Consider the following 20,745-nt stretch of genomic DNA (forward strand, 5'->3'; position numbering starts at 1 on the left):
TTGGGGCAGTGTGGCGCTGGCTCTGGTTGCTGCTGCTGGCGGGTTGCGCGTCGCCGGCCTGGGAGCCTGGGGTGGCCCCGTTCGTTCCGGCCGAGGTGGTGCTGGAGGGCACCCAGGGTGCCCTGGTGCTGCGGGTGGGCACCCATGTGGCCTGGCGGCTGACGCCGCTGGACGACTGGCTCACGGCCAGCCCGGCCAGCGGGCTGGGCCCCAGGACGGTGGCCCTGAGCGCCCGCTTTGCTAGAGAAATCGAGGAGCAGCCCGAGATTCGGGGAACCCTGCTGCTCTCAGGCGATGTCCAGGCCCGTATTGTGGTGCGCCTGCCGCTGGTACGGGTGGAGGGACGGGTGGAGGAGGGAAGCCCAGCGCCGCAGGCCTGGTCCCCGGCCGGCCCCAGGACCGAGCCGCCTTCCGGCCCCGCCGGCGAGGTCCTGGTCAAGTACCGCACCAGCCCACCGGTGCTGCCCCAGGGGGTGCAGGTGCTGGCCCACGACCGCATCAACCGCCTTACCAAGCTCAAAGCGGCCGAACCCCAGGCCCTCCTGGAGCGCCTGCGCTCGGACCCTGGCGTGGCCTGGGCCGAGCCCAACGGCCAGGTCCAGGTCCAGGGAGAGCCCACCGACCAGTACTACCCCGAGCAGTGGTACCTGCGTGCGACCGGGGCCCGCTTCGCTTACCTGCAGTCCTACAGCACCCCGGTTACTGTGGCGGTGGTGGACACCGGGGTGCGCTACGACCACCCCGACCTGGCTGGGCGGCTCTGGCGGCCGGGTGAGGGGGCTTATGACTTTGTGGGGGATGGCGCCCAGCCCTGCGATGAGCCGCAAGGGGATGCAGGCGACCCCGACCCCACCGACCCCTGCGACCAGGTTGCCCAGACCGGGGGCAGCCACGGTACCCACGTGACCGGTATTATCGTGGCCAACAGCGGCAGCTTTACTCCGCCCTGCCCCACCTGCTCCTCCTCGGGCATCGTGGGTATGGCCTACAATGCCCCGGTCAAGGTGCTGCCCCTGCGGGTGCTGGGTCCCCGGGGGAGCGGCACTTTCGAGAACGTGGCGCTGGCCATCCGCTATGCGGCGGGCATTCCGGTGGAGAAGGGGGGGCGGCTTCTGATTAACCCCCGTCCTGCCCAGGTCATCAACCTCTCGCTGGGCTCGCTGGTCTACTCCCAGGCCATGTGCGAAGCGGTGGCCGAGGCGGTGGACCGGGGGGTGCTGGTGGTGGCCGCGGCGGGCAACTTCCAGCGGGAACAGCCCGGAAGGCCGGTCTACCCGGCGGCCTGCCCCGGGGCCATCGCGGTGGCGGCCACCGACCGGGATAACCGGGTGGCCCCCTACAGCCAGCAGAACAGCGCGGTGGGTATGGCCGCTCCGGGGGGCAACACCGGGGGGGGTATTCTCTCCACCACCTGGGACTACACCAGCGGTCTGCCCAACTACAGCTTTTACATCGGCACCTCCCAGGCCACCCCCCAGGTGGCGGCTGCCCTGGCCATGCTGATGGCTGCGGGCCGGAGCCCCACGGAGGCTTGGACCCTTCTTAGAGAAAACGCCACCGACCTGGGCCCCCCAGGCCGGGACGACGCCTACGGCTACGGCTTCTTGAACCTACCGGCGGCCTTCGGCTGGGTCCTGCCCCGGGGGGGGTTCCTGGTGGACTTCCGGGGGCCCATGGAGCGCCTGGTTCCGGCGCCCACCGGGGCTTTTTCGACCTACCTGCTGCCGGGCTCCTACACCCTGAGGGCCTGCCGCGACGATTCCGGCAACGGTCTTTGCGACCCGAATGAGCCCTGGCTTGCCCGGGAGGTGCAGGTAAGCGGGCGGGGGCCGCTGGAGCTGGGCACCCTCGTCCTCCCGTAGCTAGTCGCGCCCAAAGTACTCGGCCAGCTGCTCGCGGGTGATGAGCACCTCCCGCGGCTTGCTGCCCTGGTGGGGCCCTACGATGCCCATGGCCTCCAGCGCGTCCACCAGCTTGCCAGCACGGGCATGCCCCACGGAAAGCCTTCGCTGGAGACGCGAAACCGAGGCGTAGCCCTCTTCAATCACGATCTCCGCAGCCCTCTTCAGAAGGGGGTCGCCAAAGTCGACCTCACCGGCCCCCCCGCTTCCTCCGCCCAGGCTCGAGGAGCCCTCGAAGTCGCTGCCGTACTGGGCCGCGAAGGTGTCTTCAAAACTCTGCTCGCGCAGGAAGGCTGCGATGCGGTGGACCTCGCTTTCCGAGAGGAAGGGCCCCTGCAGCCGTACCGGCTTAGGCAGGCCAGGCTGGTGGAAGAGCATATCGCCCTGGCCCACCAGCCGCTCGGCCCCGTAGGTATCCAGGATGGTGCGGGAGTCGAACCCGGACGACACCGCGAAGGCCATGCGGGCCGGGATGTTGACCTTGATCAGGCTGGTGAGAATGTCCACCGAGGGGCGCTGGGTGGCCAGAATCAGGTGCATACCAGTGGCGCGGGCCATCTGGGCCAGGCGCAAAATGGCCTGCTCCACTTCCTTGGGGGCGGTGATCATCAGGTCGGCCAGCTCGTCAATCACGATTACCAGGTAGGGCAGGGTGGGTTCGCCCGCAGCGCGCATCTTCTGGTTGAACTGCTCGAGGTTCCGCGCACCCACCTGGCTCATCATCCTGTAGCGCCGCTCCATGTGGGCCACCGCCCCTAGCAGCACCCCGGCGGCATCGGCAGGGTTGGTGACCACCGGCCGCACCAGGTGGGGGATGCCCTCGTAGGGGGTGAGCTCGACCATCTTGGGGTCGATCATCAAGAAGCGCAGCTCGGTGGGAAGGTACCTGAACAGCAGGCTTACGATGAGGGTGTTCACCGCCACCGACTTGCCCGAGCCGGTCGAGCCTGCGATGAGCAGATGGGGCATTTTTGCCAGGTCCCTCACCCACATCTCCCCGTCGATGCTCTTCCCCAGCACCAGGGGGAGGGTGTCCTTGCTGCGGACAAAGGCCGGACTCTGCACCGCCTCGCTGTAGCGCACCAGCTCGCGCTCGGCGTTGGGCACCTCCAGGCCAATCACGCTCTTGCCGGGAATGGGCGCTTCGATGCGCACCGAGCCTGCCGCCAGGGCCAGGGCCAGGTCGTTGTGCAGGTTCTGCACCCGGCTGATTTTCTCGCCGGGGGCGGGCTCGAGCTCAAACCGGGTGACGGTGGGCCCCCGGGACCAGCCCACCACCCGGGCTTCTACCCCGTGGTGGGCCAGGGTGCGGTTGATAAGCTCGGCCTGCTCCCTGGTGATGCGCTCCAGGGCCCTGGGGTCGAGGCGGGGAGGGTCGGGCGGGTCGAGCAGCTCCAAGCCGGGGAGGGCCAGAGCAGTGGTGCGCGGGGGCTGGGGGCTGGGGGTTGGGGGCTGGGGTTGGCTGGCCACCCCCACCTTCGCAGGCTCAGGGAAGACGAAGTCGAAGTCGAAAAGGGGTTCGGCTGGGGGACTAACGGCAGGGGGTTCGGCTGAGAGGCCCTTTTCCAGCAAAGCCCGCAGCCCCGCCGGGTGGGCCTCTTTGGGGGCCGTCTCCAACCACTCGGCCCAGCGCAGCCAGCCATCCACCCGCTTTTCCAGTTCCTGCGCCAGGGCTTCGACCTTCTGCCACTGGGCCAGCCGCTTGTGGTGCGCTTCCAGGGCTTTAAGGAGGCTCTGGACCGTGGGGGGTTCCGAAGCCAGGGCCCCTTCGGCCTGGCGGGTGAGGGTGCGGACTTTGTGTAGGAGAGCGCCTATCTCCAGCAAGAGCGTTGCGCGGCGCTCCTCCAGGGCCTGGGCCAGCTCCTCCCCCTCATGCAAGGCGGTGGCCAGCGCGGCGGAGAGGCGTTCCAGGCGGCTCTCGAGGGTCCGGGGCTCGGCCTCGAGCCTGGCTTTGAGCTCCCGGGTTCGTTCGGCGCGGAACTCCTCCAGCAATCGCTCCAGGCCCTCCAGGGCCGCCCCGTCCACCGGGGTGCGGCGCAGGGCCTCGAGGTCTTCCAGAAGGCCGGTGAGGCTTTTGTGTTCGGGGTAGTGCTTGAGCAGAGCGCGCACCTCCCCCGCCAGCCGGCTGGCCCCCTGGGCGCAGCGGTAGGCCCCGTACAGCCGGCGCCCGGCCAGCACCACCCGCTGCACCCCTCGAGCCAGCAGGTAGCCCGGGGGCCGGCGTAGGGCCAGGTCGGCCACCAGGCTCAGGGCCAGCAGGGGAAAAAGAAGCCCCGCGCTTCCCAGCCAGCCGGTCAGCAAAGCATGCAACCGCTGGCCCAGGCTCCCGCCGAAGGCCCCTGCCAAGGGCAGGGTCAGGAACCCCGCCAAAGCGCCCAGGGCGGTGGCGCGGAAGAAGCCGGCCAGCGGCCGCTCCAGCAGCAGCCAGAGGCCCAGCAGGGCCACCCAGGGGGGCAGCAGCCAGGCCAGGTAGCCCAGGCTGCCCACCAAGACCTGCTGGAGGCTGTGGCCGAGCTGCCCGGCCAGGCTGGCGCCGAAGTAGACGGCGGCGGCCAGCAGAACAGCCAGCCCCAGGAGGAAGAGCGAGAGGGCCTCGAGGTCCCGCCGGTCAGCCCGGAGGGGTTGGGTGCCTTTCTCTCCCTTGGTTTTTCCCTTTGCCATCGCTATGATTCTAACATAGGGCCTAATAGGCCTGACCCCAACGGCATTAAAAAGCGCGGGAAGCATCCCGCGCTGAGGGGAGGCTCTCTTACTTGGGCAGGGCCCTGATGACCGCGTCGGTGAGGTCGAGCTCATCGGCCGCGTAGACCACCAGCCCACTCTGTGCGGCCACCCTTTTGTCCAGAACTATGGCGAAGCCCTGCTGCTGGGCTACCCGGGCGATGGCCTGGTCGATCTCCTCGGTGATGGGTTTGAGGGCGGCGTTGGCCCGCTCGGTCCACTTCCTCCCGGCCTCCTGCAGGCTTTGGGCCACGATGCGGTAATCCTGCTGTTCTTTGGCGGTGGCGTTGCCGGCCCTGAGCTTGGCCTCCAGGGCCTGGGCCTGGTCGCGCAGGGGTTTTAGCTCCCGCTCAGCCTGGGCGCGGATGTCCTGCACCTTCTTGAAGTCTTTGTGGGCCTGGACCACCTTTTCGGCGTCCACGTAGCCCACCCGGGTGGGCACGGAGCGGTTCTGGGCCAAGAGGGAGCCCCCCAGGACCAAAAAGGCCAGCGCTGCTACAATCGTCCAGTTTCTCATAATCAGGGTTTGGGTAGGGCGGCCAGGACAGCAGGCGTCAGGTCGAGGCTGCTTTCCGCGTAGACCACCAGGCCGCTTCTGGCGGCTACGTTTTGGTCAAGCACCAGGGCAAAACCCTGCTGCTGGGCTATTTGCCCAAGCACCCGCTCTACTTCCTGGTTGATGGGCATCAGGAGGGCATCCCCCTGCTCCTTCCACTTCTGGGCTGCGGCCTGGAACTGCTGGGCCAGGTTCAAGTAGGCCTGCTGCTCGCTCTGGCTTGCGCTGCCCGCAGCTATTTTCCCCTCCAGGGCTTGCAGTTGAGCCTGGAGGGGCCTGAGCTCGCCCTCGGCCTGGGCCTGCAGGGCTCGGACCCGGGCGAACTGGGGGTGGGCCTCCACCGCGGCTTGGACGTTGAGGTAACCGATTTTTTCGGCGGTGGGCCGGTCCTGCGCCATGAGCAGGCCGCTTAGAAGCAGCCCGGCCAGCGATGGCGCAAGCAGCGGGAAGCGCTCCATACCAGACTACCCTACGCCTTTCCCCTTAGCGAAGCGTGAGAGGTAAGCGGCTGGCATCTTAGGCCTTCTCGGGCTATGGTGTCGCCTGCTGGGGTGTGGCCCCAGGAAGGAGCAAACCGATGAAGCGTTTAGTTGTTTTTTTCCTACTGATTGCGGCCATTGCTTCACTAGGCCTGGCCCAGCGGGCCTTCCAACTGCGCGTTTCTGTGCCCAGCCCAAGCCTGGGGTTGGGCCTGGAGGCCGGCCTGCAGCGCGACCTGGTGGGCCTCATCTACGGCGACCTGGTTTTCTCGGGTCCTGGCGTCTTGCTTGGAGGAGAGGTGCTTTTCAAGCCCGATCTGGGGCAGTTTGACCGCGGCCTCCGGGGCATCCGGCCCTACTTCGGCGGGGGGCTGGGCGTGAAGGTGCCCAGCGCGGAGTTTCTCCTCAGCCTGAGCGCTGGGGTCGAGTTTGCTCTGGACCGCGACACAGGTCTTTTCATCGGTGGCCAGAGCCTATTCCCCTTTACCGGCTCGCCCTCCTCGGGGCGCTTGCTCATAGGAGCGGTGCTGCGCTAGGGGGTTAGCGCCTGGCCTCGAGCCGGGCGCGCATCTCCTCCACCAGGGCCTCGAGCCCAAGGACCCGCTGGGTGGCCACATGCCGTTCCCGGAGGTTCACCGTGCCGGTCTCGACCTCCTTGTCCCCCACCACCAGGATGAGGGGGATTTTCTGCAGCTCGGCGTCGCGCACTTTGGCGTTCATGCGTTCGGAGCGGGTGTCCACCTCCACCCGGAAGCCTGCCTGCCGGAGGACCTCGGCCACCTGCAGGGCGTAGGGATGGTGCCGGTCGGCGATGGGCACCACCACCGCCTGCACCGGGGCCAGCCAGAGGGGGAAGTCGCCCCCGAAGTGCTCGATGAGGATGCCGATGAAGCGCTCCAGCGAGCCGAAGGGGGCCCGGTGGATCATTACGGGGCGGTGCTCGGCCCCGTCGGGTCCGGTGTAGGTGAGCTGGAAACGCTCAGGCAGGTTGTAGTCCACCTGGATGGTGCCGAGCTGCCACTCCCGCCCCAGGACGTCGCGCACCACGAAGTCCAGCTTGGGGCCGTAGAAGGCCGCGTCCCCAGGTTCTACGGTGTAGGCGAGCCCGGCCTCCTCGCAGGCCTCGATGATTTGCCCTTCTGCTTGCTGCCAGACCTCTTCCCGGCCCACGTACTTATCCGAGCCCGGCTCCCGCACCCCTACCCGGGCCCGGTAGTGGGTAAGGCCCAGGGTGGAAAAGACCTTCAGCACCAGCTCGAGCACCCCCAAGAACTCTCCTTTGACCTGCTCGGGGGTGCAGAAGATGTGGGCGTCGTCCTGGGTAAAGCCGCGCACCCGGGTGAGGCCGTTGAGCTCGCCCGAAAGCTCGTAGCGGTAGACGGTGCCGAACTCGGCCAGCCTGAGGGGCAGCTCGCGGTAGGAGCGGGGCTTGTGGGCGTAGATGCGGATGTGGTGGGGGCAGTTCATGGGTTTGAGCAGGTACTGCTCGTGCTCGTTGCGCTCGGCCAGGTCCATGAGGGGGAACTGGCTTTCGGCGTAGTAGGGGAAGTGGCCGCTGGTCTTGTAAAGCTCGATGCTCCCGATGTGGGGGGTGGCGACCAGGTGGTAGCCCCGGCGGACCTGCTCCTCGCGCATAAAGGCGATAAGCTGCTCCCGCAGCACGTTGCCCTTGGGTAGCCAGATAGGCAGACCCTTGCCCACCATAGGGTCGAGCAAGAAGAGCTCCAGCTCCCGTCCTAGCTTGCGGTGGTCGCGCTTTTTGGCCTCCTCCTGCTGCCAAAGGTAGTGCTCCAGCTCTTCCTTGGTGCGAAAAGCGATGCCGTAGATGCGCTGGAGCATGGGGCGGCTCGAGTCCCCCCGCCAGTAGGCCCCGGCGATGCCGGTCAGCTTGAAGTGTGGGGGGATGCGCCCGGTGCTCGGCACGTGGGGGCCCCGGCAGAGGTCGGTGAAGCCATACTCCTCGCTGCCCTGCTGGTAGAAGCTAATCTCCTCGTCCTCGGGCAGCTCCTCGATGAGCTCGGTCTTGTAGGGGTCTATGCCCTGGTAGCGCTTCAGGGCCTCGGCCCGGGGGAGCACGAAGCGGCGCAGGGGCAGGTCGGCCGCAAGAATCCGGCGCATCTTCTCCTCAATCAGGGGGAGGTCCTCCTCGCGCACCGGGGTGGGGGCCTCGAGGTCGTAGTAGAAGCCGTTTTCGATAACCGGGCCAATGGCAAGCCGCACCTCCTCGGGCCGGTGGCCCCGCTCGGCGTAGAGCTCCCGCACCGCCTGGGCCATCACGTGGGCCAGGGTGTGACGGAAAAGCTGGGCGAACTCGGGGTCCTTCTCGGTCAGGATGCGCACGCTGGCCCCGTTGGGCAGGGGCTTGAGCAGGTCGTAAAGCTCGCCGTTGACGATGGCGCCCACCGCAGCCTTGGCCAGCCCCGGCCCCACCGAGCGGGCCACGTCCAGGGCGGTAGCGCCAGGGGAGAGTTCCAGCATCCGTCCGTCGGGCAACACTGCATTCATAAAAAACCCCGGCTCCAGCCTGCCTGGAGCCTATCCCATCACGAGTCTACGCCGGGCCTCGGGGAGCGTCAAATGGCCTCCAGCAGCTTCAAGCGTCGCCCGGCATAAAGGGCCCAGGCATAGCCCAGCGCGGCCACCAGCATGGGCCCTGCGTAGCCCACCTGGTCGGCCAGGAGACCGCCGAGCACCGGCGAGAAGGAGAGCAACCCCACAATGGTGTTTGAGAGGCCGATGTACGAGCTGCGGGCCTCAGTGGGGGCCAGGTTGACCAGATAGGTGGCGGTGCCCACCCCGATGGCCGAGAGGTAGACCCCTTGCAGGGCAAAGACCAGCCAGAAGCTGCTTGGAGGCAGGAGCAGGGCCAGCGGCGGGGTCAGGGCCCCCAGGGCTGCTCCCACCAGGATAAGGCTGCGCGAGCCGAAGCGGCGGGATAGGCGTATCCAAAACAGGTTGGAGAGCACCGAGGCCAGGGTGTAGACCATCAGGTAGAGCCCAATCTCCCCCTTATGCCCAAGGTTTCGCACCGCGTAGGCGGCGTAGAAGGGCTCGACCATGCCGGCCAGGGCCAGCAGGACCCGCACCCTGAGGAAGCGGCGGAAGTAAAAGTCGCGAAAGGGCAGGCCAAGTGAGATTCGCTCGGGGCGGACGTGCCGGTCAGGGGGTTCCTCAATCTGGCCGAACAGGTGCCAGCCGTAGGCGAAAGCCAGGGTGCCCAGGGTGAAGAGGATGGCGTAGGGGTAGGGAAAGGGCAGGGGCAGCTCGAGCACCTGCCGCACCACGAAGCCGGCCAGGAAGGCCAGGCCCCCGCCCACCAGGTTGCGCATGGAGAAAAGGGCGGCCCGGCGTTCCATGGGGATGGTCTTGGCCACGGTTTCCCAAAAGGGCAGGCTGGAAAAACCGGTGAAGAAGCCGTTGAGCCCCAGCCCAACGACGAAAACCCAAAGCAGCAGCTCGGGCTTGTGCCCGAGGAAAAACCCGCCTAGGGCCACCATGCCCAGGCTGGCCACGCGCAAGGAGGCCATCCGTCGGTAAAGCGTGACCTTAACCGGCAGGCGGGCCACGTAGGGGGCGATGAAAACCTGGGGCACCATGGAGCCCGCAGTAAGCAGGGAGGGCAGAAGCCCCACCACCCAGTTGGCCGCTCCCAGCTTGGCAGCAAAGGAGGCCAGCACAATCGAGCCGTTGAAAAAAGCGTCCCCCAGCATCACCAGCCAGCCATTGAGCATCGCCAGACGGTAGCTTTTATCGCGGAGGTCTAGAATACCGGCCGTGTCGGTCTTGTTGCTTCCCACCCTGGGCCCCTTTCACATCCTGCATCCCCGCTACAACGGGGTGACGGTGCTGGAGCTGGCGCGGCAGCACCAGCCCGAGGTTCTTTACCTGGCCTCCTACGCTCCAGAAGAGCTGGCCGCCCAGAGCTGGCGCGACCAGAACGAGGTCTCATTCTTCCACGTTTTGCCCTGGGCCGAAAGGGCAGGCCTGGCCGTGGTGGCCCTGGACGAGGACCCTCATCTGCGCCAGGAGGCCCTGGCCTTCCGGGAGGCCCTGGCGCAGTACCCCAGGGGCCAGGCCCTGCTGCAGCAGGTGGCGCCGCTGGAGGAGGCCCTCAGGGCCCTGCTCACCACGCCCCTCACCCCTTCCCGGCTGGCCGAGCCGGCCACCCTCGAGGCCCTGCGGGGGTACCACCAGGGGTATGCGGCGGCCTTTGGCGAGGGGCCAGCCACGGGCTCGCGCCACCTGCGCATGCAGCGGGTGGCCCGGGCCTTGGGACGGCCCTCGGGCCGGGCGGTGGTCTTGGTGGATGTTCTCGACTACCCGCTTTTGGCGGAGGCCCTGCCAGAGGGGACGTACCGCTTGCCAGGGGCCCACACCCCCACGGAGCTCGAGCTTCAGCGCAGCCTGCTGGACCGAGCCTGGCGGCTCGAGCCCTCGGACGACTGGGCCCTGCTCCTTTCCCAGCTCAGGGAGCTGGGGGGGGCCGAGGCCCTGTACTGCGCGGCCCAGATCTACCTGGCGGCGGGGCAGCCGGAGGACGCCTGGGCCCTTATGGAAGAGCTTTTGCGCACCGACTTCCACCACCCGGCCTACCTGCCGGGCTACGCCCTGGCCCGCTACGGGCAGCTTGCCGACGCGCTGGGCCAGCGGGAAAAGGCCCTGCGGGCCTACCGGGCGGTGTTGGGGCTCTCCTGGGCCCCCGAGGAGGCCCGCGCGGTGGCCCGGGCCGGCCAGCGGACCCCCTTTCGCCTCTAGGCCAGCCTGCGCAGGACCCGGGGCGCCCAGAAGCCCAGAAGCCGCATCTGCCCCGGCCTGGGCTCTCCCTCCAGGAGGGCCACACCGCCCTTCTTGAAGGCGAAACGCTCGCTGTGGGGCTCCCCCATGAGGAGCCAGGCGCAAAGCTCCCCCAGCCAGGGCTCGTGCCCCACCAGCGCCACCGACTGGCCCTCGAGTTCAGCCAGCAGGGCCTCCCGAGGAGCTTCGGCCAGGTGCGGGGTCACGCGGGTCTCGCCCTCCAGCAGGGGCACCAAGAGCTCCGCGGTCTCCACGGCCCGCCTTTTGGGGCTATGGTAGATTCGATCGAGGCGCACCCCCAGGCGCTTTAGCCCTTTGACCACTTCCTTGAATTTCGCCCGGCCCTCCTCGCTCAAAGGGCGGGCCTCGTCGGGCTGGCCCGGGGCGGCCTCCAGGGCGATGGCGTGGCGGACCAGGTAAAGCTCCACGGGCTTATATTACTTCCTCTTCCTCCTGGGTTTGGGGTCGCCAGGCCAGGGCCAGCCCCCGGCCAAAGGCCTGCTGGAAGAGGGGGGCCTGCTTAGCGGTCTCGGCCAGTTCCACCCAGGGCTCCTCCTCCGCCAGCAAAGTAAGCCGCACCGGCTCCCCGAGCTCTACCTCGAGCCCCCCCACCCGCCCGGCCCGGCTGCGCTCCAGGTACTCGCTGATGCGCAGAATGGTCGCCAGGCGCAGAAGCCGCTTGCCATCCCCCTCCTCCAGCAGGGGTTTGTAGGGCCCAGGCCTGGGCTCGCCCTTGCGGTGGTAGCGCACCAAAAGCCCCAGCAGGGCCTGCTCGCGGTGGGTCAGACCGGGGATGGCCGCGCTCATCACCAGGTACTCCCCGTGCTTGTGGTGGTCGTAGTAGCCCACGCTCATGCCGATGTCGTGCAGCAAGGCGGCCTCGTCCAGCAGCCGTGCTTCCGCCTCGCCGTAGCCGTGAAGGGGCTTCAGGAGGCGGAAGAGAAGCTGGGCGAAGTGGCGCACCCGGCCGGTGTGGGCGTGGTCTTGGGGGTAACGGGCGAACAGATTGCGCACCGAAAAGCCGCGCACATCGGCCAGGCGGTGGGGTGGGGGTAGGAAGGCCTCGTAGAAAACCCCTTCGCGCAGCCCCTGGCCGGAGATGTGAAGCCCCTCCAGCCCCGCCTCGCGCAGCAGGGTGCGGTAGACCAGCGCCCCGGCCACGATCACGTCGGCCCGGTCCGGTTGGAGCCCCTCGAGCCGCTTGCGTTCCTCCAAGGAGCGCCCGAGCAGAAGCCCCACCACCTCCTCCAGTGCCTCGCGCGAAAGGAAGTAACCGTGGAGCAGGTCGAGGGGGTAGTCCTGCCGCCGCTGGGCCAGCTTGGCCAGGTTGCGCGCCGTGCCTCCCATGGCCACGAGGGGCAGCGGCCGGGCTTGCATTCGGGCCAGTGCCTCCCTAAGCTCCTTCCGCACGAAGCGCTCCAGCTCTTCCACCTCTCCCTTTCTGGGGGGGTCGGACTTGAGGAAGAGCTCGGTCAGGCGCACCGCCCCCAAAGGGTAGGCCTGCCCCCCGCGAAAGGACCGGTTTTCCATCAGGGAAAGCTGGGCGCTGCCGCCACCCAGGTCCATCACCCAGGCATTCTCGAAACTGAACGAGTTGGCCACCGCCAGCACCCCGTAGCGGGCCTCCTCCTCCCCGGAGAGCACCCGCGCCTGCAGGCCCAAGCGGCGCACTTCCTGGAGGAACTCGGGCCCGTTTTCGGCCTCGCGGCTGGCGCTGGTGGCCACCACCCTGAGCTCATCCAGCTCGGTGGCCTGGGCAAAGTCGGCGTAGAGCTTGAGGGCGGCCAGGGCCCTTTGCATGCCGGCAGCGGTCAGCCGGCCTCCCGCAGCCAGGCCCTCGCCCAGCCGCACCACTTCCCGGATCTCGTCAATCAGCCGGAAATAGCGCTCGGGTTCGTAAGCGTAGACCACCAGCCTGGCCGTGCCCGAACCCAGGTCCACAATGCCCAACCGTTGCACCGGTTTATCCTAGAGCGTCTGCGCCGGGAAGCTCAAGCGGGTTTTTGGGTATGCAGCTAGAATGGGCCTAGCCGATGAAAAAGGCCAAGACGTCCCTACGCCCTGCTGACAGAAGCCGCAAAGACTCAGGGGGTATGGTTCTCCTGTCGCAAGAGGCGAGCTGGCTTTCCTTCAACCGAAGGGTTCTAGAGCAAACCCAGCGGCCAGACTTCCCCCTTCTGGAGCGGCTGCGCTTTCTCGCCATCTGGGCCACCAATCTGGACGAGTTCTTTGCCGCCCGCATCTCCCGCGCTTTTGCCGAAGAGCGGGGCAGCCCGGCCTACCAGGCCATCCTGGCCGAGGCCCGCGCCCAGGCCGAGGAGGCTGGGCAGCTTTACCGGGAGTTTTTGAAGGCCCTGGAGGGGCTGCACATTCACGTACTAGAGCCCGCCCAGCTTACCCGGGCCGAGCAGCAGTACTTCGGCGCTTACTTGGCGGAGGAGGTGGCCCCCCTGACCGACCTGATCCAGCCCGAGGCCCTGACCGACCTCTCCAGCCAGGCGCTTTACTTTGCCTCGGGCGAGGGGCCCCTGCAGTACCTCATCCGCCTGCCCCAGAGCGTGCCCCGCCTGCTCGAGGTGCCCGGGCGCGAGGGGGGGTATGTGCGGCTTGGGGCCCTGGTGCGGATGCGCAGCGACCTCTTCCTGCCCAGCAACCAGAAACTCCCCCTCTACGAGTTCCGCCTGGTGCGCCTGGCCCAGCTAGCCCGTTCCCGGGCCGACTGGGACGAGCTGCCCGAGGCTTTGGAGGATAGGCTCGACGGGCAGGTGAGCCACCTCGAGCTGGAGGAGGACTTCCCGGCCTCCTGGGCCGAGGCGCTTCGAGGGGCGCTGGGGCTTCTACCCGAGGAGGTCTTTCGCCTGCTACCGCCGCTCGACCTGAGCTTTGTGGCCACCCTGGTCCAGCAAGGGCCCCCGAGCGAGAAGTTCAAGCCCCTGGCCCCCGAGAAACCCAAGGGCTTTGCCAAGGACCCCTGGAGCTATCTGCAGCGGCGCGATCTGCTGCTTTACCACCCCTTCGAGGACTACGGCGCAGTGGAAGCCTTCGTGGAAGCGGCGGCCAGCGATCCCAAGGTCAGAGTTTTACGCGCCACCCTCTACCGCATCGGGGAGGAGAACGGCCTGGCCAACGCGCTGCTTCGGGCGGCCCGGCTGGGCAAGGATGTGGCGGTGCTGCTGGAGGGCCGGGCCCGCTTCGATGAGCTGGCCAACCTCGAGTGGAGCCTGCGCTTTCAGGGGGCTGGGGTGCGGGTGCTGCCCTTGCCGGACAAAAAGGTACACGCCAAGGCCCTCTACGTGCGCCGGGGGGAGCACGAGTACGTTCACCTGGGCACCGGCAACTACAACCCCATCAATGGGCGGCTTTACACCGACCTTTCCCTCTTCACCGCCCACCCGGCCCTCACTGCCGATGTCCGGGCCTTTTTTGACTCGCTGGAAGCCGGCCAGCCCCCCCAGCTTCGCATCTTGCGCACCGGCCCGGCCATCCGCGACCTGATTTTAGAGGGCATCCGGGGGGAGGCCCACGAGAAGGGTGAGATCATCCTCAAGTTCAACCACCTCACCGACCCCGCCATCCTGGAGGCCCTGGAGGCGGCCACGCGGCAAGGGGCTCGGGTTCACCTAATTGTGCGCAGCACCCTTACAGCTCTTTGGGAAGGGGCCCACGTGCGCAGCCTGGTGGGCCGCTTTTTGGAGCATGCCCGCATCGTGGCCTTTCGCAACAAGGGCCGGTGGCAGGTCTGGGCGGGGAGCGCCGATGCCATGCCGCGCAATCTGGACCGGCGCTACGAGCTTTTTTTTCCCATTCTGAACAGCCGGGCCAAGGGCAAGGTGCTGGAGATTCTGAAGGCGCAGCTGGCCGACGACCGCAACGCCTACGTCCTCACCCCCGGCGGTCAGGAACGGCGCTGGGGGGGGAGGCACGATGCCCAGCGGTGGGGGTAGCATGGGCGCATGCTCCGGACCACCCAGTTTGAAAACGTCCGTCTTTTGACCCTGGACGACCCCGCCCGCCGCAACCCCCTCTCGCCCGAGCTGGTGCGGGCGTTGCTTGCGGCCCTGGACCAGGCCGAGAGGGAAGAGGGGGTGCGGGCTTTGGTGCTCACCGGGGCGGGGCCGGCCTTCAGCGCCGGGGCCGACCTGGAGTTCTTGCGCCAGGTCACCAGCGCCAGCGCCGAGGCCAACTACGCCCATGCTCAGGAGCTCATGCGCCTTTTTCACCGGCTCTACACCTTTCCCAAGCCCACCCTGGCCGCGGTCAACGGGCCGGCGGTGGCCGGAGGGGCCGGGCTGGCCTCGGCCTGCGATCTGGTGCTGATGAGCGAGGGGGCCAGCCTGGGCTACACCGAGGTTCGAATTGGCTTCGTGGCGGCCCTGGTGGGGGTGATCCTGGTGCGGGCTGTGGGAGAGAAGCACGCCCGGGAGCTTTTGCTCACGGGCCGGATGGTCTCGGCCCAGGAAGCTTATCGGATGGGCCTGGTCAACCGGGTGGTGCCCGCCGAGGAGCTCCTGGGCGAGGCCTTGGCCCTGGCCCGAACGATGGCCGCCAACGCGCCCAGCTCGCTCCGGCTGACCAAGGAGCTCCTGGCGGCCCTGCCGGGTATGGGCCTGGAGGAGGGCTTCCGCCTGGCTGCCCTGGCCAACGCCTGGGTGCGCGGGACCGGCGACCTGGCTGAGGGGATTGCGGCCTTTTTTGAGAAGCGCCCACCCCGCTTCTAGCGCCTTTGGAGGGCCTTGAGCCGTTCGGCTGCCTCCTGGGCGCTGATTTCACCCCGCTCCAGGGCCGCAAGGATGGCCTCCTTTTCCTCCAGGGCCGGGGCCTCGTAGCCCAGGGCCCGCAGGAGGCCCTCGAGGCGGGCCCGCACCGTGGGGTAGGAGAGGCCCAAGAGGCGCTCCACCTCCTTGAGGTTGCCCCGGGTCTTGATGAAAAGCCGCAGGAACTCCAGGTGCTCAGGGGGCAGCAGGGCGAACTCGTTGGGCTGGAACTCGCCCCGAATCTCGCTTTGGCAGCTTGAGCAGACCAGGCCGGTCACCTGAAGCCGGCCGGTGCAGCCGGGCACCGGGCACTGGGTGGGCATGGGCCGCATCAGACCACCTCGACCACCACCCGTATAGGGCCTTCGGGCAGCTCGTCGATCTGCACGTCCACCAGCCGCCCTTCGGGTATGTCGTCCCTCAGGCTTTCCAGGAGGCCAGGCAGGTCCAGACCCTGCTGGAGCAGGCTCTGCTGCACGTCGGGCGGGATGAAACGGAGGGCGAAGCGGGCCAGCCCCAGCGGCAGGTTCACCTTCACATTGGCCCTTCCCTCCACGGCAATCCGAATCATGCGGGCCGGGCTTTTGCTGGCGGGTGGGGCCGGCTCCGGCCCCATGGCCTCGAGCAGCCGCAGGGCCTCTTGGACCGAGATCCGCCCTTCCTTGAACATCTGCATGACGCGCTCCTTGTGCTCCATACCCTACCCTGCTGTTGCCTCCAGGTTGCCCATGCGCAGGTTTACCTCTAGCTGGGCCAGGCCCTCGCCCATACGGGCCTCGCCGCCCAGAGGCTCGAAGCCCCTGAGCTCGCGCCGCCCTGCGCCGACCTGGGTCCTAAGCCGCACGCTGCTTTCGGGAAGGAATCGAAGCTCGGCGTTGCCCAGGAAGACCCTGAGGCGGTGCTGACCACTTTTGAGCAGGAGCGAGCCCTCCACGTTGCCCGCCACTACCTCCAGGTCGAGCCCCTCCACCTCCTGAAGCTCTACGTTGCCGGCGGTTACCCGCCCTCGCAGGAAGGGGAGCCCCTGGGCTTCCACCTGTGCGGCCTTGGCCTCCAGCTCGAGGCCCCAGCCCGCCGGCAGGCGCAGCTCGAGGGTGCCCATCCGGCCCAGGAAGCTGGGCTCCACCTGGAGGCCTTCCTCTATGCTCCGCACCTCCGCCGCCCCTTCCACAACCGGCTCGCCGAGGCTGGGCTCGAGCCGGGCCTCTATCTCCCCTGCTACCATCCGAACCCTTACCCAACGCAACCCTTCGGGCGGAGGGGAGGCTGGGCCAGAGGGAGCCTCCTCCAGCGCTGAGAGCAGCAACTCAGCCTCCTCGCGGGTAATGCGCCCTTCTTCCAGAAGATTTCGTATGCGGCTTCGCTCATCCATGGCTCTCTCCTAACGTGCCTTCAGGCTGGGAGGGCTCCAGGGCTTCGGCCCAGTACCTGAACATCTTGGCTAGCTGCCGCTGCAGAGTCCAGGTCGATCCTTGGCCTGGATGCCTGACCTCCTTGCGGTACTGCTCCAGCTTTTGGGCCGCCCGAACCTCCATTTCGTGGAAGCTGAACATCCCTAACATCCCCCACCTCCTGTGGAGAATATTCTAGCGCCGATTTTCTATTTTTTCAATATAGATTTTGGAAAAGTTAAGATATGGTTTTACATTTTTACATTAGTGTATCCACCCGCCGCTCAAACTGCTCGATTCGTTCGAGCAGAACCCCCATGCCCTTCCACCAGAAGTTTTCAGAGCCCAGGTCAAAGCCAAAGCGGGCCGCCAGTCCCTCGACGGGGTACATGCCCGTCGAGGCCAGCAACGACTCGTAGCGGGGTACGAAGCCTGGGCCTTCCTCCCGGTACTGCTGGTAGAGGGCCAGGCCAAAGAGAAGGCCGAAAGCGTAGGGGAAGTTGTAGAAGTTGGAGCCGTAGTAGTGGCCCTTCACCGCCCACATGTAGGGGTGGTAGCTGCCCAGCGCCTCGCCGTAGGTGGCCTGCTGGGCCTCCAGCATCAAAGCGCAGAACTCCTCCGGGGCCAGCTCGCGCTCCCGTCGCCGGGCGAAAACCCTCTGCTCGAAGAGGAAGCGGGCGTGGATGTCCACGATTACCTGCGCGGCGTTCTGCAGACTGCCCTCCAGCACCTCCAGCCCCTCCTCCGGCGGCAGCGTCCTGAGGGCGGCCTCCACGACCACGGTTTCGTTCAGGATGGAGGCGGTCTCGGCCAGGGTCATGGGCTCCTGGCGCAGCAGGTAGGGCACCTGCCGCAGGCAGTGGTTGTGGTAGGCATGGCCCAGTTCGTGGGCCAGGGTGGCCACCGAGTCGAAGCTGGGCTCGTAGTTTAGAAGAATGCGCGACTTCCCCTGACCCACGGGCATGCAGTAGGCCCCCCCTACCTTCCCCTTGCGTGGAGGGGCGTCCAGCCACCGCTCGGCGTAGGCCCGCCGAGCCAGCTCGGCCGCGGCCTGGGAGAAGCCCGAGAGGTGTTCCTCCACAAAGCGCTGTGCCCGGGCAAAGCTCCACTGGCCCGGGCGGGTCACCGGAGCGAACAGGTCCCACCAGTCGAGCCGGGGTTTGCCCAGCGCCCGGGCCTTGGCGGCGAAGTAGCGGCGCCAGTGGGGAAAGCTCGCCACCATCACCTTCTGCAAGGCTTCCAGGGTCCTGGGCTCGATGCGGTTTTCGAAGAGGGCCGGGGCCAAATCGTCGGGCCAGCCGCGCCGCCGGTTGAGCGTGACCACCTCCCCTTTGTAGCCGTTGAGGGCCGCGGCCAGGGGAATCTCGTGGGCTTTCCAGGCCCTGAGCTCTGCCTCGTAGGCGGCCCTCCGCACCGCCTCCTCGGGGTGGGTGGCCCGGTTGCGCACCGCGGCAATGGGAAGCTCCTCTCCGTCCAAGTAGGCTGTGATCTGGCTGGTCAGGCGGCCATGCAGCTTGACCCAGGCCCGCCCCCCAGAAAGCGAGAGTTCGGCCGCCAGGGTCTCCTCGGCCTCGGACATCATGTGCTGGGCCTGGACCCTGGCCTCCTCCAGGAGAATTCGGTACTCGCCAGCCTCCACCGCATCGGGCTCGAGCCGGGCCAGCCAGCGGGTAATCCGGGGGCGCAGCCTCTGGAAGCCCAGGTAAAGCTGCTCCAGCTCGGAAAGGCGGGCCTGGGCTCGTTCGTCGGCGCTGTTGCTGTCCACCCGCAAAAGCAAGTAGGCGTAAAGCGGCCAGAAGCGCTCGCCGAAGGCATTGAGCCGTTCGATGAGCGACCAGAAGGTGGCCTGGCTGGTGCTCGCCTCCTCTCCTAGGCGGGCTTCCACGAACTGCTGCAGGTCCTTTATCCGCTCGCTTACCTCTTGCCAGGTCCCCAGGAAGGCCTCGGAGTCCAGACCGGGAAAGAGGGCCTCCAGGTCCCAGGTGGGCAGTTCCTCGGTGAGCATGAGCGAAGTATACGTCGTTTCACGCAAGCCCTGGCCAAAGCCGGTAGACTAGGGCCCGTGTACGCCCTCGCCCAGGCGCTGCGGTCGCTGCGGCAGCACCCCACCAGCACCCTGGCCACCTTCTTTACTGCTCTGGTCTCCTTCTCGCTGCTGTTTTTGCTGGGGCTCTTGCTTTGGAACCTGGAGCGGGTGGTGGACTCCCTCGAGCGCGAGCTGGAGGTGGCGGCTTTCCTCAAACCCGGGGCCCCGGCAGAGGCCCTGCTCAACCAGATCAGAGCCTGGCCCGAGGTAAGCGAGGTGCGCTTGCAGACCAAAGAGGAGGCCCTAGCCCTCTTGCAGCTCGACTACCCCTATTTGGCCCAGGCTCGGGAGTTCATCCAAAACCCCCTGCCCGACACCCTGCGCATCCAGCTTGCCGATCCCCAGCAGGTCCGGGAGGTGGGGCGGCGGGTGGCCCGGCTGGAAGGGGTGGAGGGGGTGGAGTACGGCGGGGCGCTTACCGAGCAGCTCGTGCGGGTACTCTTTGGCCTGCGGGTGGCGGTCAATGTCCTGATTGGCCTGCTGTTGCTGAATACCCTGTTCAGCGTGATGGGCACCATCCGGCTTTCCATCGAGAACCGGCGGGAGGAGCTCAGGGTGATGCAGCTCGTGGGGGCCACGCGGGGGTTCATCCAGGGGCCTTTTGTGGCCGAGGGGGCCATGCTCACGCTTGGGGCCGGGCTGGTGGCCCTGGGGCTCGGGGCCTTCGCCTACCGCTTCTTGGCCCAGTCCCTCCAAAACCTCCTGCCCTTTGTACCGGTGCTAGGGCGGGAGGACCTGGTTCAAGCTGGGCTGGCCCTGCTGCTGTTGGCCCTTTTGCTGGGCACCCTGGGGGCCTATCTGGCGAGCCGGGCCCATCTGCGGGAGAGCGATCTATGAGGTGGGGATGGGTTGGCCTTCTGGTGGCGCTGACGCTGGCTTCGGCCCAGAGCCTAGAGGAGTTGAGGCAACAAGCCCAGGAGAACCAGCGCTTGCAGCAGCTTCAGCGGCAGCGCATCGAGGCCCTCAACCGGGAGCTGGCCCAACTGGACGCGGCCACGGCGGCCCGCCTGGCCGAGCTTAGGCGTTTGGAGGCCGAGATCACCCGCCTGGAGCGGGAGCGGGCCGAGCTCACCCGGCAGATAGGGCTTTTGGAGGAGCAGAAGCGCCAGACCGAGGCCCGCATCCGGGCTTTGCAGAAGGAGCTCGACGAGCTGCGGGGCCGGCTTTCGGCCCTGGTGGAAAGCCTGCACCGCGAACGGGCCGGGCGCTATTTGCCGCTCCTGAGGGCCCAGTCCTTCGTGGACCTCGCGGTGCGAAGCCGTTGGGTGGGGGTGCTGGGCCAGCACCAGACCGACCTGATGGACCGCATCCGTACCACCGTGCGGCGCCTGGATGAGGAGCGGGTGCGGCTTGGCCTGCTGGTGGAGGCCCTCACCGAGCGCCGGGCCGAGCGCCAGGCGCGCATCGCGGCCCTGGCCCAGAACCGCCAGGCAGTGGAGCTTACCCTGGCCAGCCTGCGCCAGCAGCGGGCCGGGCGGCAGGCCATCCTGCGCGAGACCCTGGAGGCCCAGGCCCGGCTCCAGGCCGAGCTTCGGGTGCTGCAGAGCCGAATTGCCGCCGAGCTGCGCCGGATTGCCGAGGAACGCCGGCGAGAGGAGGAGCGGCGGCGCCGCGAGGCGCTTGCTGCCCAGCGTGCGCGGGAGGAAGCCCGTCGGGTCCAGGCAGCAGCCCCGCCGAGGGAGGTCATCGGCAGCCTACAGTTCCCGGTGCGGGGGGGGCGCATCGCTGAGGCCTACGGTTATCAGGGCAACGACTGGCAGACCCTGCAGGGCCCTGGGCCCTCGAGCCCCATCGTGGCCGCGGCCGAGGGGGTGGTGATCGACAGCCTGTTCATCGCCAACCTGGGCTACACCCTCACCATCCGCCACTCCGACCGGATTGCCACCCAGTACGTGAACGTGCAGGAGCCCCAGGTGGCGGTGGGGCAGCGGGTGGCCCAGGGGCAGCTTCTCGGCTACACCGGTGGGGGGGTGCTGATCCCCAGCGACCAGATGTGGTTCCGCGTCATTTTCATAGACGAGAACGGCAACTTCCGCTACGTAGACCCCTCGCGCTACTACTGA

18 protein-coding genes are annotated in these 20,745 nt (G+C 67.7%); 7 read left to right on the plus strand and 11 right to left on the minus strand.

Annotated features, from left to right (window positions below):
• Positions 1-8 precede the first annotated feature (8 nt).
• Positions 9-1,862, plus strand: coding sequence for a S8 family serine peptidase (locus tag DV704_RS12470; RefSeq protein WP_114799460.1), 1,854 nt, complete (start codon positions 9-11; stop codon positions 1,860-1,862).
• On the opposite strand, the gene DV704_RS10130 is transcribed toward DV704_RS12470, so the two are convergent.
• The 3 genes from DV704_RS10130 to DV704_RS10140 all read right to left on the minus strand — a co-directional run bounded on the left by DV704_RS10130 (position 1,863) and on the right by DV704_RS10140 (position 5,636).
• Positions 1,863-4,562, minus strand: coding sequence for a DNA translocase FtsK (locus tag DV704_RS10130; protein ID WP_114799461.1), 2,700 nt, complete (start codon positions 4,560-4,562; stop codon positions 1,863-1,865).
• An 88-nt stretch (positions 4,563-4,650) separates the two neighbouring features.
• On the minus strand, positions 4,651-5,139 hold the full coding sequence (locus DV704_RS10135) for an OmpH family outer membrane protein (protein WP_114799462.1): 489 nt from the start codon (positions 5,137-5,139) through the stop codon (positions 4,651-4,653).
• Between the two features lie 2 nt (positions 5,140-5,141).
• The gene (locus DV704_RS10140) at positions 5,142-5,636 is read right to left on the minus strand and encodes an OmpH family outer membrane protein (protein ID WP_114799463.1); all 495 of its coding nucleotides are present in this window, start codon (positions 5,634-5,636) and stop codon (positions 5,142-5,144) included.
• Between the two features lie 119 nt (positions 5,637-5,755).
• On the opposite strand from DV704_RS10140, the gene DV704_RS10145 reads away from it, so the two are divergent.
• A complete protein-coding gene (locus DV704_RS10145; protein ID WP_114799464.1) occupies positions 5,756-6,193 on the plus strand; it encodes a hypothetical protein in 438 nt (145 codons plus the stop codon).
• A 4-nt stretch (positions 6,194-6,197) separates the two neighbouring features.
• Here DV704_RS10145 and thrS read toward each other — a convergent pair whose 3' ends face one another.
• Together thrS and DV704_RS10155 are read right to left on the minus strand one after the other, a co-directional pair.
• Positions 6,198-8,162, minus strand: a complete 1,965-nt coding sequence (gene thrS / locus DV704_RS10150; RefSeq protein WP_114799465.1) for a threonine--tRNA ligase — start codon at positions 8,160-8,162, stop codon at positions 6,198-6,200.
• A 68-nt stretch (positions 8,163-8,230) separates the two neighbouring features.
• A complete protein-coding gene (locus DV704_RS10155; RefSeq protein ID WP_114799466.1) occupies positions 8,231-9,388 on the minus strand; it encodes an MFS transporter in 1,158 nt (385 codons plus the stop codon).
• 43 nt (positions 9,389-9,431) lie between these two features.
• Between DV704_RS10155 and DV704_RS10160 the strand changes: the two genes are divergently transcribed.
• Positions 9,432-10,412 carry a hypothetical protein gene (locus tag DV704_RS10160; RefSeq protein WP_199489978.1) on the plus strand — a complete coding sequence of 327 codons (981 nt, stop codon included), beginning with the start codon at positions 9,432-9,434 and terminating at the stop codon, positions 10,410-10,412.
• Here the strand turns inward: DV704_RS10160 and sixA are convergent.
• Positions 10,409-10,879 carry a phosphohistidine phosphatase SixA gene (gene sixA / locus DV704_RS10165; protein WP_114799467.1) on the minus strand — a complete coding sequence of 157 codons (471 nt, stop codon included), beginning with the start codon at positions 10,877-10,879 and terminating at the stop codon, positions 10,409-10,411. The genes DV704_RS10160 and sixA overlap by 4 nt on opposite strands.
• 4 nt (positions 10,880-10,883) lie before the next feature.
• Positions 10,884-12,410 carry a Ppx/GppA phosphatase family protein gene (locus tag DV704_RS10170; RefSeq protein ID WP_114799468.1) on the minus strand — a complete coding sequence of 509 codons (1,527 nt, stop codon included), beginning with the start codon at positions 12,408-12,410 and terminating at the stop codon, positions 10,884-10,886.
• A 134-nt stretch (positions 12,411-12,544) separates the two neighbouring features.
• Between DV704_RS10170 and DV704_RS10175 the strand changes: the two genes are divergently transcribed.
• The gene (locus tag DV704_RS10175; protein WP_114799469.1) at positions 12,545-14,395 is read left to right on the plus strand and encodes a polyphosphate kinase; all 1,851 of its coding nucleotides are present in this window, start codon (positions 12,545-12,547) and stop codon (positions 14,393-14,395) included.
• 9 nt (positions 14,396-14,404) lie between these two features.
• Positions 14,405-15,169, plus strand: coding sequence for an enoyl-CoA hydratase/isomerase family protein (locus tag DV704_RS10180; RefSeq protein WP_114799470.1), 765 nt, complete (start codon positions 14,405-14,407; stop codon positions 15,167-15,169).
• Here DV704_RS10180 and DV704_RS10185 read toward each other — a convergent pair.
• The 4 genes from DV704_RS10185 to DV704_RS10205 all read right to left on the minus strand — a co-directional run bounded on the left by DV704_RS10185 (position 15,166) and on the right by DV704_RS10205 (position 18,601).
• The gene (locus DV704_RS10185; RefSeq protein WP_199489979.1) at positions 15,166-15,537 is read right to left on the minus strand and encodes a DUF2089 domain-containing protein; all 372 of its coding nucleotides are present in this window, start codon (positions 15,535-15,537) and stop codon (positions 15,166-15,168) included. The genes DV704_RS10180 and DV704_RS10185 overlap by 4 nt on opposite strands.
• Positions 15,537-15,902 carry a hypothetical protein gene (locus DV704_RS10190; protein WP_114799471.1) on the minus strand — a complete coding sequence of 122 codons (366 nt, stop codon included), beginning with the start codon at positions 15,900-15,902 and terminating at the stop codon, positions 15,537-15,539. Before DV704_RS10190 ends, DV704_RS10185 begins: the two co-directional genes overlap by 1 nt.
• A 3-nt stretch (positions 15,903-15,905) precedes the next feature.
• Complete coding sequence (locus DV704_RS10195; protein WP_114799472.1) at positions 15,906-16,577, minus strand: hypothetical protein; 672 nt, start codon at positions 16,575-16,577, stop codon at positions 15,906-15,908.
• A 278-nt stretch (positions 16,578-16,855) separates the two neighbouring features.
• Positions 16,856-18,601 carry a M3 family oligoendopeptidase gene (locus tag DV704_RS10205; protein ID WP_114799474.1) on the minus strand — a complete coding sequence of 582 codons (1,746 nt, stop codon included), beginning with the start codon at positions 18,599-18,601 and terminating at the stop codon, positions 16,856-16,858.
• A gap of 57 nt (positions 18,602-18,658) precedes the next feature.
• Between DV704_RS10205 and DV704_RS10210 the strand changes: the two genes are divergently transcribed.
• Both DV704_RS10210 and DV704_RS10215 read left to right on the plus strand, forming a co-directional pair.
• Positions 18,659-19,519, plus strand: coding sequence for an ABC transporter permease (locus DV704_RS10210; protein ID WP_114799475.1), 861 nt, complete (start codon positions 18,659-18,661; stop codon positions 19,517-19,519).
• Complete coding sequence (locus DV704_RS10215) at positions 19,516-20,745, plus strand: murein hydrolase activator EnvC (RefSeq protein ID WP_114799476.1); 1,230 nt, start codon at positions 19,516-19,518, stop codon at positions 20,743-20,745. The genes DV704_RS10210 and DV704_RS10215 overlap by 4 nt, the downstream gene beginning before the upstream one ends.

The sequence above is a fragment of the Meiothermus sp. QL-1 genome, assembly GCF_003351145.1.
Classification (GTDB): Bacteria; Deinococcota; Deinococci; order Deinococcales; family Thermaceae; genus Meiothermus.

Coding starts and splice junctions, on each gene's coding strand:
- DV704_RS10130 (WP_114799461.1), bottom strand. CDS start 4,562: ATGGCAAAGGGAAAAACCAAGGGAGAGAAAGGCACCCAACCCCTCCGG.
- DV704_RS10135 (WP_114799462.1), bottom strand. CDS start 5,139: ATGAGAAACTGGACGATTGTAGCAGCGCTGGCCTTTTTGGTCCTGGGG.
- DV704_RS10140 (WP_114799463.1), bottom strand. CDS start 5,636: ATGGAGCGCTTCCCGCTGCTTGCGCCATCGCTGGCCGGGCTGCTTCTA.
- DV704_RS10145 (WP_114799464.1), top strand. CDS start 5,756: ATGAAGCGTTTAGTTGTTTTTTTCCTACTGATTGCGGCCATTGCTTCA.
- thrS (WP_114799465.1), bottom strand. CDS start 8,162: ATGAATGCAGTGTTGCCCGACGGACGGATGCTGGAACTCTCCCCTGGC.
- DV704_RS10155 (WP_114799466.1), bottom strand. CDS start 9,388: ATGCTCAATGGCTGGCTGGTGATGCTGGGGGACGCTTTTTTCAACGGC.
- DV704_RS10175 (WP_114799469.1), top strand. CDS start 12,545: ATGGTTCTCCTGTCGCAAGAGGCGAGCTGGCTTTCCTTCAACCGAAGG.
- DV704_RS10180 (WP_114799470.1), top strand. CDS start 14,405: ATGCTCCGGACCACCCAGTTTGAAAACGTCCGTCTTTTGACCCTGGAC.
- DV704_RS10185 (WP_199489979.1), bottom strand. CDS start 15,537: ATGCGGCCCATGCCCACCCAGTGCCCGGTGCCCGGCTGCACCGGCCGG.
- DV704_RS10190 (WP_114799471.1), bottom strand. CDS start 15,902: ATGGAGCACAAGGAGCGCGTCATGCAGATGTTCAAGGAAGGGCGGATC.
- DV704_RS10195 (WP_114799472.1), bottom strand. CDS start 16,577: ATGGATGAGCGAAGCCGCATACGAAATCTTCTGGAAGAAGGGCGCATT.
- DV704_RS10205 (WP_114799474.1), bottom strand. CDS start 18,601: ATGCTCACCGAGGAACTGCCCACCTGGGACCTGGAGGCCCTCTTTCCC.
- DV704_RS10215 (WP_114799476.1), top strand. CDS start 19,516: ATGAGGTGGGGATGGGTTGGCCTTCTGGTGGCGCTGACGCTGGCTTCG.